This window comes from Escherichia albertii (assembly GCF_028622335.1).
Taxonomy (GTDB): Bacteria; Pseudomonadota; Gammaproteobacteria; order Enterobacterales; family Enterobacteriaceae; genus Escherichia; species Escherichia albertii.
On the sequence record NZ_CP117568.1, the window covers coordinates 2410812 to 2427216 of the forward strand.

Consider the following 16405-nt stretch of genomic DNA (forward strand, 5'->3'; position numbering starts at 1 on the left):
CTCCTTGTCTGCTAAAAATGTGACTCAAACAACCCTTTGCCGGATGGCGGCCCAGCATCTGTTTACATCATGACAACGTCAAACTGCTCCTGGTTATAGAGCGGTTCAATTTGCACTTTGACCTGCTTGCCAACAAAAATTTCCACTTCCGCCAGCGAGTGAGATTCTTCACCTTTCAGTGCTTCAGCGACTGCCGGAGAAGCATAGACCAGGAAGCGGTCAGAGTCGTAAGCATGATGTACGCGAACGATCTCACGCATGATTTCATAGCATACGGTTTCCACGGTTTTCACCGTTCCGCGGCCATGGCAGGTAGGGCATTCATTACACAGTACGTGTTCAATGCTTTCACGGGTTCGCTTGCGCGTCATCTCCACCAGCCCCAGCGCAGAGAAGCCGTTGACGCTGGTTTTCACCCGGTCTTTACTCAACGCCTGCTCCAGCGAATGCAGCACCCGACGGCGGTGATCTTCATTATTCATATCAATGAAATCAATAATGATAATCCCGCCAAGATTACGTAACCGCAACTGGCGCGCAATGGCCTGTGTCGCTTCAATATTAGTATTGAAGATAGTGTCGTCCAGATTGCGATGACCGACAAATGCGCCAGTGTTGATATCTACGGTCGTCATCGCTTCGGTCTGATCGATAATCAGATAACCGCCGGATTTCAGTTCAACTTTACGCTCCAGTGCCCGCTGGATCTCGTTTTCCACATCAAAGAGATCGAAGATTGGCTGACGGCCCGTGTAATGCTCCAGCTTGCTGGTCATCTCAGGAATGTATTCCGAAGTAAACTCAAGCAACGCTTCGTAAGTCAGGCGTGAGTCAACGCGAATACGATCCAGCTCAGCATCAGCGAAGTCACGCAGAACACGCTGTGCCAGCGCCAGTTCGCCGTACAGTTGATAGCGTGTCTGCGGGCGCTTTTTACGCTCCATGACTTTGGTCCAGACACGCTTCAGATAAGCAGCATCGGAAGCCAGTTCAGTTTCGCCAACACCTTCCGCTGCAGTACGGATGATAAATCCGCCCTGCTCGTCGCAATACTCCGTGACCACTTTTTTCAGGCGTTCACGTTCAGATTCACTTTCAATGCGCTGGGAAACGCCAACGTGCGATGCTCCCGGCATAAATACCAGATAGCGAGAAGGTAGTGTGATATCGGTGGTCAGGCGCGCGCCTTTGGTCCCCAACGGATCTTTCACCACCTGAACCATCAGGTCTTGCCCCTGACGAACCAGTTCTGATATATCGCGCACCGTGAACTGCTTTTGTTCCTCACCCGCCACACATTCGGTATGCGGCATGATGTCGGAAGCGTGAAGAAACGCGGCTTTATCCAGCCCAATATCTACAAAAGCCGCCTGCATACCCGGAAGTACACGACTTACACGACCTTTGTAGATATTGCCTACGATTCCGCGTCGCGCCTCACGTTCAATATGAATTTCCTGCAGAATGCCGCCATCAATATACGCCACTCGTGTTTCCGAAGGCGTTACGTTTACCAACAATTCAGCCGTCATGTTTATCCCTTTTCTCACGCAGTGCGTTAAAATTACTTAATAATTCATACGTTTCAACCAGCGGTAAGCCGACTACGGCGTGGTAGCTGCCATTTATCTTCCTGACAAAACAACCACCAAGCCCCTGAATACCGTATGCACCTGCTTTATCTAACGGTTCACCACTGGCAACATAGCCAGCGATGTCTTCATCTGTTAACGTTCTGAACGTCACATCGGTGACCACCAGGCAATCAACAATGTGTTGGCTGTCAGCCAGCGCCACTGCGGTCATCACCTGATGGGTCTGTCCCGATAATTTACGTAACATCCGCGCCGCATGTTCTGCATCGTGCGGTTTCTCTAACACTTCTCCGTTCAAAATCACGATGGTGTCCGCGCCCAACACCGGAAGAGCCTGCGCCGTTTGCTCGACGCCTGCCAGTGCTTTCTCTCGCGCCAGACGTACGACATATTGTTGCGCGCTCTCCTGCGGATGTCGCTGCTCCTCAATACCCGTAACAATACGTTCAAAGGTGACGCCAAGCTGCGCAAGCAACTCCTGACGACGCGGAGAACCGGAAGCTAAATACAGAGAAGTCATAGAAACCTTTATTGCACTGCAAACTGCTGACGGATTTTGCGCATCAGCAAGAAAATCCACGGCCAGAGCACACCATTGACTACACTACTCCAGAACACTTCGGGTCTGAAAGAGACGTTGATCACTAAAAACTCTGCCCAGAAAACAATAATATCCACCACCAGCGAAAGCAACATGACGACCAGCGCCTGCTGCCATAATGCCAGGTTACGGAAAAGCTGGTATTTCAGCGCCACCAGATAAGCAACAATACTCATCGACAACGCCCGAACCCCAAGCGTAGAGCCGCTTATCAAATCCAGTATGGCACCCATCACAAAACCTGTGCCCACATTTACGCGATGGGGCAAGGCCAGGATCCAATACAACAAGATGAGCAACACCCAGTTTGGCCGGAAAACAATAAGGTTGTCCGGCCAGGGCATAATTTGCAGTAACAGCGCAATGAGGAAAGAGAGCCAGATAACCCAGCGCCCCTGGCTACGATAGCTGGCCACTATTGTCCTCCCGGCGCGCGCGCAGGCGGTTCGGCGCCACTTTGCGGCGGCGTAGCCCTTTGCGGAGAGCGATTAGCGGCTGGTTGCGTTGGTGTAGCCACCGCAGGCACGCTTGCCGTCGGAGCGGTAGTTACTGGCGCGGGTTGCTGCGGATTCGGCTGGGTTATTCCCGTTGCCGGTTCAGGTAACTTCGGCCCCATGGCATCTGGCGAAGGCAATACCTGCGGCATCATCTGCATTAAACGTTCATTGGCGACACGATGCACCTCTTCCGGCGTCATCGGGTTTGCGCCATTACGATCCGCGCCCCACAACAGCAGCAGATAACGTAAACGTTGCAATCCAGCGGTCGGACGTGCCTGAATCACGGTATAAGCGCGTTGAGTATCAAGTTTCACAGAAGAAACCACCGCCACCGGATAACCTTCCGGGAAACGACCGCCAAGGCCGGAGGTCACCAGCACATCACCCACACGAATGTCAGTATTCGCAGGCAGATGCTCGAGCTGCAAATCATCGGTACAGCCGTTACCAGCGGCAATAACGCGGATGTCATTACGTAGCACCTGAATCGGCAGCGCATGGGTTGCATCGCAAATCAGCAGCACCCGGCTGGTCATTTTAGCGACCGCCACAACCTGGCCTACAACGCCTTTGTCGCTGATGACCGGCTGGCCTTCATAAACGCCATTAACGCTACCTTTATCGATAACAACCTGATCGCTGTACGGATCGTTAACTGTGGAGATAACCTGGGTCACCATCTTCTGCTCATCCTGACGCAGCGGTGAACCCAGCAGTTCGCGCAGACGCGCGTTCTCCTGTTTGTATTGTCCAAGCATCAGCAGTTCGCTGTTTTTCAGCAGCAGTTCCTGACGTAACGCCCGGTTTTCAAGTTCTAGTTGGTCACGCGAGGCCAGCGTCTGCGATACGCCATCCAGCAATTCACGAGGAGCATTGGAAACAAAGTAGAAAGGGCTGACGGCGGTATCCATATAGGTACGGATTTGACTGAACATCCCCAGGCGGCTGTCGGCAATAATAATGCCGAGCGCCACCAGCACCGCCAGAATAAGGCGAATCTGTAGCGACGGGCCACGGCTAAAAATTGGCTTCATAAGTTATGCGTATTCTCGTATCAGACCAGGCAGGGTTAACAGAGACTTCCCCTGCCTGCATCCGATTACTCTTCGCTGAACAGGTCGCCGCCGTGCATATCGATCATTTCCAGCGCCTTGCCGCCGCCACGCGCCACACAGGTCAGCGGGTCTTCAGCAACAACAACTGGAATGCCGGTTTCTTCCATTAACAAACGGTCAAGGTTACGCAGCAATGCGCCACCGCCGGTGAGCACCATTCCGCGCTCGGAAATGTCGGAAGCCAGTTCCGGCGGGCACTGTTCCAGAGCAACCATCACCGCGCTAACGATACCGGTCAACGGCTCTTGCAGCGCTTCGAGGATTTCGTTGGAGTTCAGCGTAAAGCCGCGTGGAACACCTTCTGCAAGGTTACGGCCACGAACTTCGATTTCACGAACTTCGTCGCCCGGATAAGCAGAACCGATTTCATGTTTGATACGTTCTGCGGTGGCTTCACCGATCAGAGAACCATAGTTACGACGAACGTAGTTAATGATGGCTTCGTCAAAGCGGTCGCCGCCGATACGAACAGAAGAGGAATAAACTACGCCGTTCAGAGAGATAACGGCAACTTCAGTAGTACCACCGCCGATATCAACGACCATGGACCCCGTCGCTTCGGAAACCGGCAGGCCAGCACCGATTGCCGCAGCCATCGGTTCTTCAATCAGGAATACTTCACGGGCACCAGCGCCCTGTGCGGATTCACGAATAGCACGGCGTTCAACCTGGGTCGCGCCAACCGGCACACAAACCAGAACGCGCGGGCTCGGGCGCATAAAGCTGTTGCTATGCACTTGTTTGATAAAGTGCTGGAGCATTTTTTCCGTCACAAAGAAGTCGGCGATTACGCCATCTTTCATCGGGCGAATGGCAGCAATATTGCCTGGTGTACGGCCCAGCATCTGCTTCGCATCATGGCCTACTGCAGCTACGCTTTTTGGTGAACCAGCACGATCCTGACGAATGGCCACCACGGAAGGCTCATTCAATACGATGCCTTGTCCTTTTACATAAATGAGGGTATTCGCAGTACCCAGGTCAATGGACAAGTCATTGGAAAACATGCCACGAAATTTTTTCAACATACTAAGGGATAATCCTGAAAGCTGGGGCGGAAAAGAAAATCCGCTTACTTTACCAACCACACGCAGCAGCGACAAGGCGCAAAAATCATCTGCTACGGTGAAAATTAGTGCAGTTCGTTTCCTTTGTTACAAATCTCTGCCTGAGTCCAGAAAGGCTAAATGCGTCAACAGCATTCCTCGCCTGTTTGCAACTGCGTAAGGTCATTCATCTGCATATATGCTGCAACAATCTGGCGAGCAGACAAGCACACTCCCATAAGACGCAGCGCGCGTTATTCTACGTGAAAACGGATTAAACGGCAGGTTAAACCGAGTATCTTTGTGAATATTTTTTCACGTTAGTATCAAGTGGCTGTGAGGACGCGAAAAAATCCCCCTGCCCACCTGCAACCCCGCGCTGAATCAGGGTCTGCCACTCGCTTCGCGAACGCACGCCAGTGGCGTAAACCTGGGTGTTTGTCCCGGAACAGGCCTCTACCAGACTCTGAACCAATAGCTGGTTCTCCGTTCGCTTCTCAATGTTTCTTACCAACCCCGGATGGAGCTTAAGTAATTCAACATTAAGTTCTTTGATCCAACTGGTACTCACCAGCGTCAATCCGGCCTGATTAACGGCTACCCGTACGCCTAAAGCATTCACCAAACGAATGACGGGTTGTAAACGGCTGATATGTTGACCAACATCAGCCTCTGCAAGTTCAATAATTATGCGTTTTCGTTGCGATTTTTCACACTGCATCAACGTATCACGCAGCCAACGCTGAAAACGCGGGCGAATCAGCGACTCGACCGTAACCTGAACGGCCAGATTTTCCTGCGGCCAGTAACGCAATAACGGGATCAGACGGCTAATTTGCAGACGGTCATACTCTTCCGATAAACCAAACTGCATCACCATCGGCATATATTCTGCCGAGCTCACTTCTTCGTTACCATCAAAGATGCGGCACATGAGTTCGCGGTGATGGACCTGTCCTTCGCGGGTGACCGCAGGCTTCTGATAAAGACGTGGGCCGCCGCGACTCAGCATTTGCTCGATCAGTGTGCGCCAACGAACATTGCCGCGTCCTTTTTCAGGTAATGAGTCATCGTAAATAGCCCAGCTATTCCCCCCCTGTAATCCCGCATTGCGCGTGGCGGATTCCGCATGATCCATCACCTGCTCGGTGTCCTGACCGCTACGCCAGGCGCAGATGCCAATGTGGATCATATCATCACGATCGAGCATTTTGTTGGCCGGCAAGGTATCAACCGCTTTGATCAATTGACTGGCGATGCTCTCCGCTTCTTTTAATGTCCGGTGCGGCAACAGCGCGGCAAAGTCACTACGGTGATAACGCGCCAGCAGCGCCCCCGGATAACGCATCATAAATGTCGACAACAGATTCGTCAGGGTAAAAAACTGTTCTTCCACCAGGCTATGCCCCCAGGTGTCGCTCAACATATTGAAATCCGGCAGACGGATCATCATCACGATACCGTGGGTGCCAACTTTCTCCTGATCTTCCAGTAATGTCGCCAACTGGTTATCGAAAAAGAGACGATTATTAAGGCCGGTTTTGATGTCCTGTGCGGCATAAGAGCGAATCAGCGTATCAAGACGACTGTGCTGTTCACGGGCGTTCTGAATTTCACGCAGCAGCGTATCCAGCGCACTACTGGTTCTGGGCGGCCATTCATAAATGCTCCCCAGCACATTCGCGCCACGCTCGCCGTTTAAGATGCGAGTGGCGCGGGTCTCCAGCAGTTCTTGTCCGGCAAGTTGCCGTTGCAACCAGCGTACCGCCAGAAAGAGCATAATAATGATAAAGCCAATCGCGATAGTGAGCGGCGCGGTGGTCATCAGCGAATGGAAGTAGTTACCCATCGGATCCTGATAAACCAGACGTAGTGACATCCCCGGATGCTTAACCAACGGAACAGTCAGATCGCGAAACAGATCGCTAGTGCCGACCGGGCGATAACTCCCGTTACGGGACTGGGTATAAACCGTTTTTTTGTCGTGTAAAAGCTCCACACGAACGATATCCGCCGACATCATTAGCTCGGTAATTTGTGGTCTCAACGTACTGAAATCATTCGACACGAGGTGAGTATCGATCGCCGTCGCCACCGCCTGAACACGATGGCTAAACTTATACTGAATAGCGTTGTAGAAACTGAGTGAGCACCCCAGCAGAGTCACAAAAATCGTTAACCCGGTGAGCAGCGTGACAAAGGCCGAAAATTTCGTCGTTAATCTCATCCTTGTGTTAACTCCGATAGTGAGGAAGCGGGCATACTAGCAAATCAGATTTATCTCGCAATTTATTGCGCTTCATCGGCTTTGCTTTTCAATTAGCGAGTATAGTCTTCCGAAATTATTTTCCAATCCATCATGCACATGAGGACAACTTATGCAGGCGTTACTTTTAGAACAGCAGGACGGCAAAACCCTCGCATCTGTACAGACTCTGGACGCAAGTCGCCTGCCGGAAGGCGATGTGACCGTCGATATCCACTGGTCGAGCCTGAATTATAAAGATGCGTTAGCAATCACCGGAAAAGGAAAAATCATCCGTAATTTTCCGATGATTCCTGGTATCGACTTTGCCGGAACGGTACACGCCAGCGAAGATCCTCGTTTTCATGCCGGTCAGGAAGTGTTACTCACTGGCTGGGGCGTCGGTGAAAACCACTGGGGCGGGCTGGCAGAACAAGCGCGCGTGAAAGGTGACTGGCTGGTTGCCATGCCGCAAGGTTTGAACGCCCGCAAAGCGATGGTTATCGGTACTGCCGGGTTTACTGCCATGCTGTGCGTGATGGCGCTGGAAGATGCCGGTGTTCGTCCGCAGGATGGCGAGATTGTCGTGACTGGGGCCAGTGGCGGCGTCGGCAGTACTGCAGTGGCGCTGTTACATAAGTTGGGTTATCAGGTCGTTGCTGTATCTGGTCGCCAAAGTACCCATGGGTATCTGAAAAGTTTAGGCGCCTGCCGTATTCTGCCACGCGATGAGTTTGCCGAATCCCGCCCGTTGGAAAAACAACTTTGGGCCGGAGCGATTGACACTGTCGGCGACAAGGTGCTGGCAAAAGTACTGGCGCAAATGAATTACGGCGGCTGCGTCGCGGCCTGCGGTCTGGCGGGAGGGTTTACTCTGCCAACAACAGTTATGCCATTTATTCTGCGTAACGTCCGTTTACAGGGAGTAGATTCAGTGATGACGCCACCAGCACGCCGCGCACAAGTCTGGCAACGTCTGGTTACTGATCTACCGGAGTCATTCTATGCTCAGGCAGCAAAAGAGATATCTTTGGCAGAGGCGCCGAAGTTTGCCGAGGCTATCATTAATAACCAGATCCAGGGGCGCACACTGGTGAAGGTTAACTAACCATTCAGCAAGGATTAATAAGAGAGGGAACTCATTTTGAAATCATTATTCAATCGGTTAACGGGAAAAGCGGTTAGCCGGACAGCTTTCGCCGAGCATCTTGGTCATGAAGTTGTACAACATCATCCAAACTGGAAAGTCATGATTTCGACTGACCATAAATTGATGCGCATTGATACGGGTCACCAAACGGTGGAAATCACCCTTGATGATGCCTACAAACGTTATCAAGCCTCACCAAATCCACTGGAAGAAGTGGCTACGGATATGCTGAAACAGCTTGCAGAAATGCTGCCGTCCGGGCGCTGTATTATCCCGGTGATTAAAGAAAAAGCCTGGCTGGATACCGTTCGCCAACAGCTTAGCCAGTACGAGTCAGATCCAGAGGTCCTCAACGCCTCGCTGGATTTTGCCTGGGAAGACTTTAACGATGAGTTAATTATCCTGTTTGCTGAAGATGGTAGTGAAACCATGCGCTATCTGATGCGCCAGGAAGTGGCTATTGACCGTGAACAAGCCATCAGTAATTTGAAGCAAATATTGCCAGAAATTACGGCTGAAATCGTTGATACAGACGCCAATGATGCGAAGGTTGCGGCTATCTCCGCAGGCGGCACTTATGAACCCAGCCTGATGTTAGTTGACGATCTTTGGGCACAGTCACCCGCTCCTGAATGTGGAGAACTATTAGTGACCATTCCCTCCAGAGGGAAACTGTTTTTCACTCATAATGATCAGCCTGCAAACCTCAGCGCATTACGGCAGATAACAGAACAATGTTTCCGTGAGGATGACCATCCTCTGACAACACAGATATTCATCCGCCGTAACGGTCACTTTTTTCCCTGGGTAGAAACCTTGCATTAACGCCCCCTCCGTCATGCTTAAAAAAGCTTGTCAGAGTATGTGATGAAAGCTGCAAACTCACCAAAGCCGATGTTGCTATCAAATCGGCTTTGGTATTGCAGCACGGTAAGTTCTGAAAGCATCAGGTAGCAGCATTGCCGCCAGACAAAGCAGTTTGCCTTCTGCAAAATGGGGGAATAATCTGATTTTACTTGATCATAAATCAACCACTCAAACCGGGTTAATACAGGCATTGTCTGTGGGTTGATTTTGCCTGCTTTAGCATTCACTTCTAACCAGGCGATGCGGTGAAAATGGGGTAAACCCCGGCAACAGTTGCATAATATCGTCTATCTTATCGCTATCCTGGTCCCCCTACATTATTTGTGGTCTGTGAAAATTATCTCACTGCAGCGCCTCATCTTCGCCAGGCTGGCTTTAGCATTTTTAGCCTTACGTTATAAGAAGTTCCGTCAATGGTGGCGCTAATTTCATGAATTGTGCGGTTTGTTGCAAAACGCGCGGCGTTGAAGGTTATTTACACGTTAGCTGTTGATTATCTTCCCTGATAAGACCAGTATTTAGCTGCCATTTGCTACGAAATCGTTATAATGTGCGACCTCGCTTCTCCTGACGCGTTTTTTAAGCCGCGGAAAAGGTGACAATGGCGCAACGAAGGTATATTTTGTTTTTTGCCGGAGGATAGCAGCAAATCGCTGCACAATGTCCGTCAAGTCTTACATTGACACTCTGGGGCAAAATAGACCGGCGTCCCGGCCTGCTGGAATTTACCGCTATGCATCAGCTGTCGGGACATACGCTTTACTAGACGGCGGTGAAACGCCTGTCACAATCACACTAAACAAAGAGTACGGAACCCACTCATGGATATTCGTAAGATTAAAAAACTGATCGAGCTGGTTGAAGAATCAGGCATCTCTGAACTGGAAATTTCTGAAGGCGAAGAGTCAGTACGCATTAGCCGTGCAGCACCTGCCGCAAATTTCCCGATGATGCAACAAACTTATGCTGCACCAATGATGCAGCAGCCAGCTCAATCTAACGCAGCCGCTCCGGCGACCGTTCCTTCCATGGAAGCGCCAGCAGCAGCGGAAATCAGTGGTCACATCGTACGTTCCCCGATGGTTGGTACTTTCTACCGCACCCCAAGCCCTGACGCGAAAGCGTTCATCGAAGTGGGTCAGAAAGTCAACGTGGGCGATACCCTGTGCATCGTTGAAGCCATGAAAATGATGAACCAGATCGAAGCGGACAAATCCGGTACCGTGAAAGCAATTCTGGTCGAAAGTGGACAACCGGTAGAATTTGACGAGCCGCTGGTCGTCATCGAGTAACGAGGCGAACATGCTGGATAAAATTGTTATTGCCAACCGCGGCGAGATCGCATTGCGTATTCTTCGTGCCTGTAAAGAACTGGGCATCAAGACTGTCGCCGTGCACTCCAGTGCGGATCGCGATCTAAAACACGTATTACTGGCAGATGAAACGGTCTGTATCGGTCCGGCGCCGTCAGTCAAAAGTTATCTGAATATCCCGGCAATCATTAGCGCCGCTGAAATCACCGGCGCAGTAGCAATCCATCCGGGTTACGGCTTCCTTTCCGAGAACGCCAACTTTGCCGAACAGGTTGAACGCTCCGGCTTTATCTTCATTGGTCCAAAAGCAGAAACTATTCGCCTGATGGGCGACAAAGTGTCAGCAATTGCCGCGATGAAAAAAGCCGGCGTCCCTTGCGTACCGGGTTCTGACGGCCCGCTGGGCGACGATATGGAAAAAAACCGCGCCATTGCTAAGCGCATTGGTTATCCGGTGATTATCAAAGCCTCTGGCGGCGGCGGCGGTCGTGGTATGCGTGTTGTACGCAGCGACGCTGAACTGGCGCAATCTATCTCTATGACCCGTGCGGAAGCGAAAGCTGCTTTCAGCAACGATATGGTTTACATGGAGAAATACCTGGAAAATCCTCGCCACGTCGAGATCCAGGTTCTGGCAGACGGCCAGGGCAACGCTATCTATCTGGCTGAACGTGACTGCTCTATGCAGCGCCGCCACCAGAAAGTCGTCGAAGAAGCGCCAGCACCGGGTATCACCCCAGAACTGCGTCGTTACATCGGCGAGCGTTGTGCAAAAGCGTGTATTGATATCGGCTATCGCGGCGCGGGTACGTTTGAGTTCCTGTTCGAAAACGGCGAGTTCTATTTCATCGAAATGAACACCCGTATTCAGGTAGAACACCCGGTTACTGAAATGATCACCGGCGTTGACCTGATCAAAGAACAGCTGCGTATCGCTGCCGGTCAACCGCTGTCGATCAAGCAAGAAGAAGTTCACGTTCGCGGCCATGCGGTGGAATGCCGTATCAACGCCGAAGATCCGAACACCTTCCTGCCAAGCCCGGGCAAAATCACCCGTTTCCACGCACCTGGCGGTTTTGGCGTGCGTTGGGAGTCTCATATCTACGCGGGTTACACTGTACCGCCGTACTATGACTCAATGATCGGTAAACTGATTTGCTACGGTGAAAACCGTGACGTGGCGATTGCTCGTATGAAGAATGCGCTGCAGGAACTGATCATCGACGGTATCAAAACCAACGTTGATCTGCAGATCCGCATCATGAACGACGAGAACTTCCAGCATGGTGGCACTAACATCCACTATCTGGAGAAAAAACTCGGTCTTCAGGAAAAATAATTTGTGACGCGCGGTGTTTTCATCGCGCTGAGCAAAGGACATATTAACGCCGGGCTTGTTAACGCTGCCCGGCATTAATTAACGGTAGCCTGCAATTTCCGCTTTCAACGCGCTAATTTCAGCATCGCCTTCAACAATTCCCAGCTCAAAGCAGTATTTCTTTGCTTCCCCTGGCTCAATAAAGGGCAGACGCCCCTGCGCTCGTTCTTTATCACGACCGTCAGGAAAACTATTACTGACCTCCAGTCCCATAACATATTCACCCGCGCCTAAATTTTTCCACTGGATAAAGTTGGGTAGCTGCATGGTGTCGAATTTCTCGTAAATTCCCCACCCCAGTTCGGCGTTCGCCAGCGCAACTTTACTCATCCCCTGACTGTCGCTATTCAACGTGAGATAGTAAACCTGCTCGTCAAAACCGGGCTGTGGGGTACAAATCTCCAGATGACTGGTTAACCCTTCCGCCGCATGCAGAGTTCGTGGCGTTATGCTTTTAGCCGACAGCAAGATTTCTGCCTGTGGCGATAATAAAGGCCAGCCGTAATTAAAGTGATAAAGAATTTGTAGCGGCTGGCGGGTGAAACCATGATTAGTCACCTTGTCTTCAATGCGCATTACATTTTCGCCATAACGGCAGCGAATGGTCCTTTCCAGCGTCAGATTTTCACCGAACAATCGTGTTTCCCGAACTTTGCCATTGATGACAAATTCAATACTGTCGTCGGTCCGTTCTGTGCGATACCCCACCTCTTCTGCTGGAGTCGCAGCCAAACGCCCGTGTAACCCCAGCGTTTCTCCTTCATCCTCACAGGGCGTGCCAATGTAGCTAAGTCCGCAGGTAGTCAGTAACCCCGCGTAAAAGCTACGTAAAAACCCGTTGCCCTGAGACTCAAAAAAAGCGGGGGCGACAACACCGTTGGGGGTGATAAAAGAGAGCGCAGTGTCCTTGTAGCTGGCCCATGCAATATCCAGCGCGCGATCTTTTACCACCGTAAATGCCAGTCCCGCACCAGTACGGACATCAAACGCTTCTGTACCCTTTGCTCTGCCACTACGTAACTCATAGTGTTTAATTCCGGCAACCTGCGAGAGATCGCCAATCCACGACCAAATTTCGTTTTTCATTGTGCTGCTTCCCGAATGGACATGTCATGGCGCTGGATGAACGTCTCGATTTCCATAAGGCGAGACGTTCCCTCCATTGGGCCACGTCGGGTTACCGCCAGTGCACCGCAGGCGTTGGCATATTGTAATGCCCGATGGGCGTCAAACCCTAGCTGGCGGCAGGCAATCCACGCGCCACCAAAGCAGTCTCCTGCACCGGTCGGGTCAACTTCTTCCACCGGATAGCTCTCAACATGAAACTGCTCATTCGCGGAGTAGTAACTGGCTCCTTGATTGCCGCGCTTCACAATCACCTCTTTAACACCTTCTTCAAGAAAACCAGCGATTGCACGCTCCGGCGTCGAATGTGGCGACAAGAGCAACACTTCACCCTCACTGGGCATATAGATATCCGTTAACTCAAGAACAAAGTGGAGGGCATCACGCATTTCTGGAATATCAAGCATTTCTTTACGAATATTCGGGTCGAAAGAAATAACGCCACCATTTGCTTTAACGATGGTTACTGCTTTTTTTACTGCGTCTACCATATGGAATGAAAACAGGGATGAACCCATAATATGAAAATGGGTACAATCCTTCAGAATATTTTCATCAACATGCTGTGCCGATAATTTACCGCAAGCGGCATTCTTGATATTAAAAATAAAATCGCGATCGCCAGAGTTATGATAAGTAACAAAGGCACTACCGGTGGCTTCCAGAGGTAAGACTGAAATCCCCCTGATGTCCACACCGTCAGCAGCCAGACGATGTATATTAATATCACCAAAGCCATCATTCCCCACACAGCTAATGATGCCGCACGGAACGCCAAGACGTGTCACCTGGTCAATAAAAATAGCGGGCGCGCCACTGGGATAAGGGCCGTTCCAGATACCAGGTTGATCAAATGGCTGGCCGATTTTACTCGCCATAATTTCAACCAGAATTTCTCCAATTGTGAAGACCTTACTCATATGATTAATTCCTTGAAATGATTAGCTGCGTTTTCTTTTATTTCTTACGTCAAAATAAACGGCTACAAGAATGACTAATCCTTTAACCACCATCTGGTAAAAATAAGGAACATTCATTAAGTTCATGCCGTTATTAATAACGCCGATGGTTAATGCGCCGATCACTGTCCCCACCACGGTTCCATGGCCGCCGTTCAGGCTGGTGCCTCCCAGTACAGCCGCGGCAATAGCATCCAGCTCGTAGCTCAACGCGGAATTCGGTTGCCCGGAATAGAGGCGTGAGGCAAGGATCATCCCGCTGATACCTGCCAGCACGGCTGTAATCATAAAGACTTTAATTTTCAAGCGGGTGACATTTATCCCTGAATAAATTGCCGCTTCTTTATTACCACCAGTGATATAAATTTTTCGTCCAAAGGTTGTTTTAGTAAGAATGAAGTGGTTTATCAGCAATAAGATGATTAATATCCATATAGGAATAGGTATATAGAGAAATTCTCCATTTCCCAGCGCCAGAAAGGCATCATCTTTAATCATGATGGGCATACCATCGGTCACTATATAAGCGATACCACGGAAGATCCCCATAGTAGCAACGGTGACAATAAACGAAGGGATCCCCGCTATAGCCGTCAAGCCACCATTTATCATCCCCAGAGCCAGTGCTGCAATAATGGATAATGGGACCAATAAAACAAATGGAATTCCCCATGAAGCCCCAAGCGCAGCAAATGTGCCAATCAATGCAATGGTTGAACCGACCGATAAATCAATATCGCCAAGCAAAAGCACATAAGTCATTCCATAGGCGGTAATTGCAATTATCGAAACCTGAAGAATAATATTAGTAATGTTATTGGCGGTAAAAAAACTGTCATTAATAAAACTGAACAGAATGATTAACACCACCATTCCACTGAGGATACCGCCATATTGCCTGAAGACTTTTTTAAAATTATTTGCAATGGGAATTTCCGAAGGTTTCGGACTGGCAAGAGTTCTCTCTGTCATTTAACGTACTCCTGTTGCAGCGGTCATTACCTGTGTCTGCGTTAAATTTTCACATGAATAAATATCGGCAATCGTTTTATTACGCATTACCACCAGACGATCGCTAAGTGCCATGACTTCTGGCAGTTCAGAGGACACCAGAATAATTGCTGTCCCTGCCGCAGCCAGTTGACGTATCACGTTATAGATTTCAAATTTTGCGCCGACATCCACTCCGCGCGTTGGCTCATCGAGCAATAAAATACGCGGAGTTTTCTCCAGCCACTTCGATAACACGATTTTCTGTTGATTACCGCCGCTCAGTGCTCCCACTGCCTGATGTACAGAACTCACTTTAGTGTTCATTCTGGCAATTGATTGCAGCGTCTTCGCCTCTTCTTGTCGGTGATTGATGAGTCCTATCCGCGAAGCGTTATATTGAAACGCCACATGGTGCGTGTTCATATTGACGTCGTGCATCAGCACTAACCCTTCTTCCTTGCGGTTTTCGGTCACAAAAGCAATGCCATGATCAATAGCCTGTTTGGGATTAGCGATCCTGACTTCCTTACCATCAATCAACACAGTCCCGTGATACGAAACGAGGCCAAATAGCGCCTTCATCACATCGGAACGCCCGGCCCCCACCAGGCCAAAAAATCCGAGGACTTCCCCCGGACGCACAGCGAAACTGACCTCTTTAAAAAGCGAAGGATGGGAAAGATTTTTTACTTCCAGTTTTGCAGGAACATTTTCATCCGGTTTTTCCCCAAGACGTGCTGGCCAAATATTTTTCATTTCCCGACCAACCATTTGGGCAATCAAGTGCTGGATATCACTGTTTTTCTTTTCATGCGTAGCGATATACTCACCGTCGCGGATCACCGAAATATCATCTGAAATCCGCATAATTTCATCCATGCGATGAGAGATATAAATAACCGCACAGCCTCGCTGCTTTAATTTTTCAATAATGTTAAACAGGATCTCCGCTTCATTATCACTTAGCGAAGATGTCGGTTCATCCATAATCACGACATCCGCTGCATAGCTTAAGGCTTTAGCAATTTCTACCAGTTGCCTATGTGCCATCGACATATTGCCGACCATTTCCAGTGGGTCTAGTGGTATGCCCAGTTCCGCAAGGAGATTCTGGCAATCTGCGAGCATTTTTTTATCGTTAATAATGCCAAAACGTCGCGGTTCATTATTGGCATAAATATTTTCCGCCACAGTCATATTATTACTCAGGCTCAGCTCCTGAAAAATAATCGCAATCCCTAACTGGCGTGAATGCTGCGGATTATTAATAGCGATAGTTTCACCACGTAGTGTTATCGTTCCCTGGGTTGGCGGATAAATACCAGCCAATATTTTCATTAATGTCGATTTACCGGCACCATTCTCGCCTAATAAAGTATGTACCCGCCCTTTACGTAAAGAGAGTGTAATATCTTTTAATGCCTGAACATGACCAAATGTCTTCGCAATATGCGAAACATCAAGAATAACATCCGTCATAATGACCTCGGTGTCACAACAAAACGTCAATAACGTTTT

The 16405-nt window shown here is 49.9% G+C and carries 15 protein-coding genes and 1 pseudogene; 5 read left to right on the forward strand and 11 right to left on the reverse strand.

All coding sequences use genetic code 11. The features are described from left to right. Positions 1-62 precede the first annotated feature (62 nt). The 6 genes from rng to csrD all read right to left on the reverse strand — a co-directional run bounded on the left by rng (position 63) and on the right by csrD (position 7084). A complete protein-coding gene (gene rng, locus PS053_RS11675) occupies positions 63-1532 on the reverse strand; it encodes a ribonuclease G (RefSeq protein WP_000123202.1) in 1470 nt (489 codons plus the stop codon). Further along, entirely contained in the window at positions 1522-2115 is a 594-nt protein-coding gene (yhdE, locus tag PS053_RS11680) for a nucleoside triphosphate pyrophosphatase YhdE (protein ID WP_256878792.1), read from the reverse strand. Before yhdE ends, rng begins: the two co-directional genes overlap by 11 nt. A gap of 8 nt (positions 2116-2123) precedes the next feature. Further along, positions 2124-2612: a rod shape-determining protein MreD gene (mreD, locus tag PS053_RS11685; protein ID WP_000179407.1), complete on the reverse strand. Its 489-nt coding sequence runs from the start codon at positions 2610-2612 to the stop codon at positions 2124-2126. Continuing rightward, a complete protein-coding gene (gene mreC / locus PS053_RS11690) occupies positions 2612-3730 on the reverse strand; it encodes a rod shape-determining protein MreC (RefSeq protein WP_000802495.1) in 1119 nt (372 codons plus the stop codon). Before mreC ends, mreD begins: the two co-directional genes overlap by 1 nt. Before the next feature lie 65 nt (positions 3731-3795). Next, entirely contained in the window at positions 3796-4839 is a 1044-nt protein-coding gene (gene mreB, locus PS053_RS11695) for a rod shape-determining protein MreB (protein ID WP_000913396.1), read from the reverse strand. Positions 4840-5143: 304 nt separating this feature from the next. After that, positions 5144-7084 carry an RNase E specificity factor CsrD gene (gene csrD / locus PS053_RS11700; protein ID WP_001241458.1) on the reverse strand — a complete coding sequence of 647 codons (1941 nt, stop codon included), beginning with the start codon at positions 7082-7084 and terminating at the stop codon, positions 5144-5146. A 151-nt stretch (positions 7085-7235) separates the two neighbouring features. On the opposite strand from csrD, the gene acuI reads away from it, so the two are divergent. Continuing rightward, positions 7236-8210 carry an acrylyl-CoA reductase (NADPH) gene (gene acuI, locus PS053_RS11705; RefSeq protein WP_256878790.1) on the forward strand — a complete coding sequence of 325 codons (975 nt, stop codon included), beginning with the start codon at positions 7236-7238 and terminating at the stop codon, positions 8208-8210. A gap of 36 nt (positions 8211-8246) precedes the next feature. Then, a complete protein-coding gene (locus PS053_RS11710) occupies positions 8247-9077 on the forward strand; it encodes a DUF1444 domain-containing protein (RefSeq protein WP_256878789.1) in 831 nt (276 codons plus the stop codon). A 17-nt stretch (positions 9078-9094) separates the two neighbouring features. On the opposite strand, the gene PS053_RS11715 is transcribed toward PS053_RS11710, so the two are convergent. Further along, the gene (locus PS053_RS11715) at positions 9095-9346 is read right to left on the reverse strand and encodes an ABC transporter permease (RefSeq protein ID WP_071987660.1); all 252 of its coding nucleotides are present in this window, start codon (positions 9344-9346) and stop codon (positions 9095-9097) included. Between PS053_RS11715 and PS053_RS11720 the strand changes: the two are divergent. From PS053_RS11720 to accC, 3 genes and pseudogenes are all read left to right on the forward strand, one after another. Beyond that, positions 9306-9545: pseudogene (locus PS053_RS11720) on the forward strand (cytochrome b family protein); the annotation flags it as partial. The gene PS053_RS11715 and the pseudogene PS053_RS11720 sit on opposite strands and share 41 nt — an antisense overlap. Before the next feature lie 395 nt (positions 9546-9940). Beyond that, positions 9941-10411 (forward strand): acetyl-CoA carboxylase biotin carboxyl carrier protein, encoded by a 471-nt coding sequence (accB, locus tag PS053_RS11725; protein ID WP_000354616.1) that lies wholly within the window; start codon positions 9941-9943, stop codon positions 10409-10411. A 10-nt stretch (positions 10412-10421) separates the two neighbouring features. Beyond that, complete coding sequence (accC, locus tag PS053_RS11730) at positions 10422-11771, forward strand: acetyl-CoA carboxylase biotin carboxylase subunit (protein ID WP_000884646.1); 1350 nt, start codon at positions 10422-10424, stop codon at positions 11769-11771. Between the two features lie 78 nt (positions 11772-11849). On the opposite strand, the gene PS053_RS11735 is transcribed toward accC, so the two are convergent. From PS053_RS11735 to PS053_RS11750, 4 genes are read right to left on the reverse strand one after another with little or no spacing between them, the layout of a single operon-like run. Then, positions 11850-12896 (reverse strand): aldose 1-epimerase family protein, encoded by a 1047-nt coding sequence (locus PS053_RS11735; RefSeq protein ID WP_256878788.1) that lies wholly within the window; start codon positions 12894-12896, stop codon positions 11850-11852. After that, positions 12893-13855 (reverse strand): sugar kinase, encoded by a 963-nt coding sequence (locus tag PS053_RS11740; RefSeq protein ID WP_000048611.1) that lies wholly within the window; start codon positions 13853-13855, stop codon positions 12893-12895. The genes PS053_RS11735 and PS053_RS11740 overlap by 4 nt, the downstream gene beginning before the upstream one ends. Before the next feature lie 21 nt (positions 13856-13876). Then, positions 13877-14866, reverse strand: coding sequence for an ABC transporter permease (locus PS053_RS11745; protein WP_256878787.1), 990 nt, complete (start codon positions 14864-14866; stop codon positions 13877-13879). Then, on the reverse strand, positions 14867-16366 hold the full coding sequence (locus tag PS053_RS11750; protein ID WP_256877541.1) for a sugar ABC transporter ATP-binding protein: 1500 nt from the start codon (positions 16364-16366) through the stop codon (positions 14867-14869). Positions 16367-16405: the final 39 nt, after the last annotated feature.

Bases quoted from the DNA above. Each gene is read 5' to 3' on its own strand.
- PS053_RS11750 (WP_256877541.1), bottom strand. From the start codon at position 16,366: ATGACGGATGTTATTCTTGATGTTTCGCATATTGCGAAGACATTTGGT.
- yhdE (WP_256878792.1), bottom strand. From the start codon at position 2,115: ATGACTTCTCTGTATTTAGCTTCCGGTTCTCCGCGTCGTCAGGAGTTG.
- csrD (WP_001241458.1), bottom strand. From the start codon at position 7,084: ATGAGATTAACGACGAAATTTTCGGCCTTTGTCACGCTGCTCACCGGG.
- rng (WP_000123202.1), bottom strand. From the start codon at position 1,532: ATGACGGCTGAATTGTTGGTAAACGTAACGCCTTCGGAAACACGAGTG.
- PS053_RS11740 (WP_000048611.1), bottom strand. From the start codon at position 13,855: ATGAGTAAGGTCTTCACAATTGGAGAAATTCTGGTTGAAATTATGGCG.
- mreC (WP_000802495.1), bottom strand. From the start codon at position 3,730: ATGAAGCCAATTTTTAGCCGTGGCCCGTCGCTACAGATTCGCCTTATT.
- accC (WP_000884646.1), top strand. From the start codon at position 10,422: ATGCTGGATAAAATTGTTATTGCCAACCGCGGCGAGATCGCATTGCGT.
- PS053_RS11745 (WP_256878787.1), bottom strand. From the start codon at position 14,866: ATGACAGAGAGAACTCTTGCCAGTCCGAAACCTTCGGAAATTCCCATT.
- mreB (WP_000913396.1), bottom strand. From the start codon at position 4,839: ATGTTGAAAAAATTTCGTGGCATGTTTTCCAATGACTTGTCCATTGAC.
- accB (WP_000354616.1), top strand. From the start codon at position 9,941: ATGGATATTCGTAAGATTAAAAAACTGATCGAGCTGGTTGAAGAATCA.
- PS053_RS11735 (WP_256878788.1), bottom strand. From the start codon at position 12,896: ATGAAAAACGAAATTTGGTCGTGGATTGGCGATCTCTCGCAGGTTGCC.
- acuI (WP_256878790.1), top strand. From the start codon at position 7,236: ATGCAGGCGTTACTTTTAGAACAGCAGGACGGCAAAACCCTCGCATCT.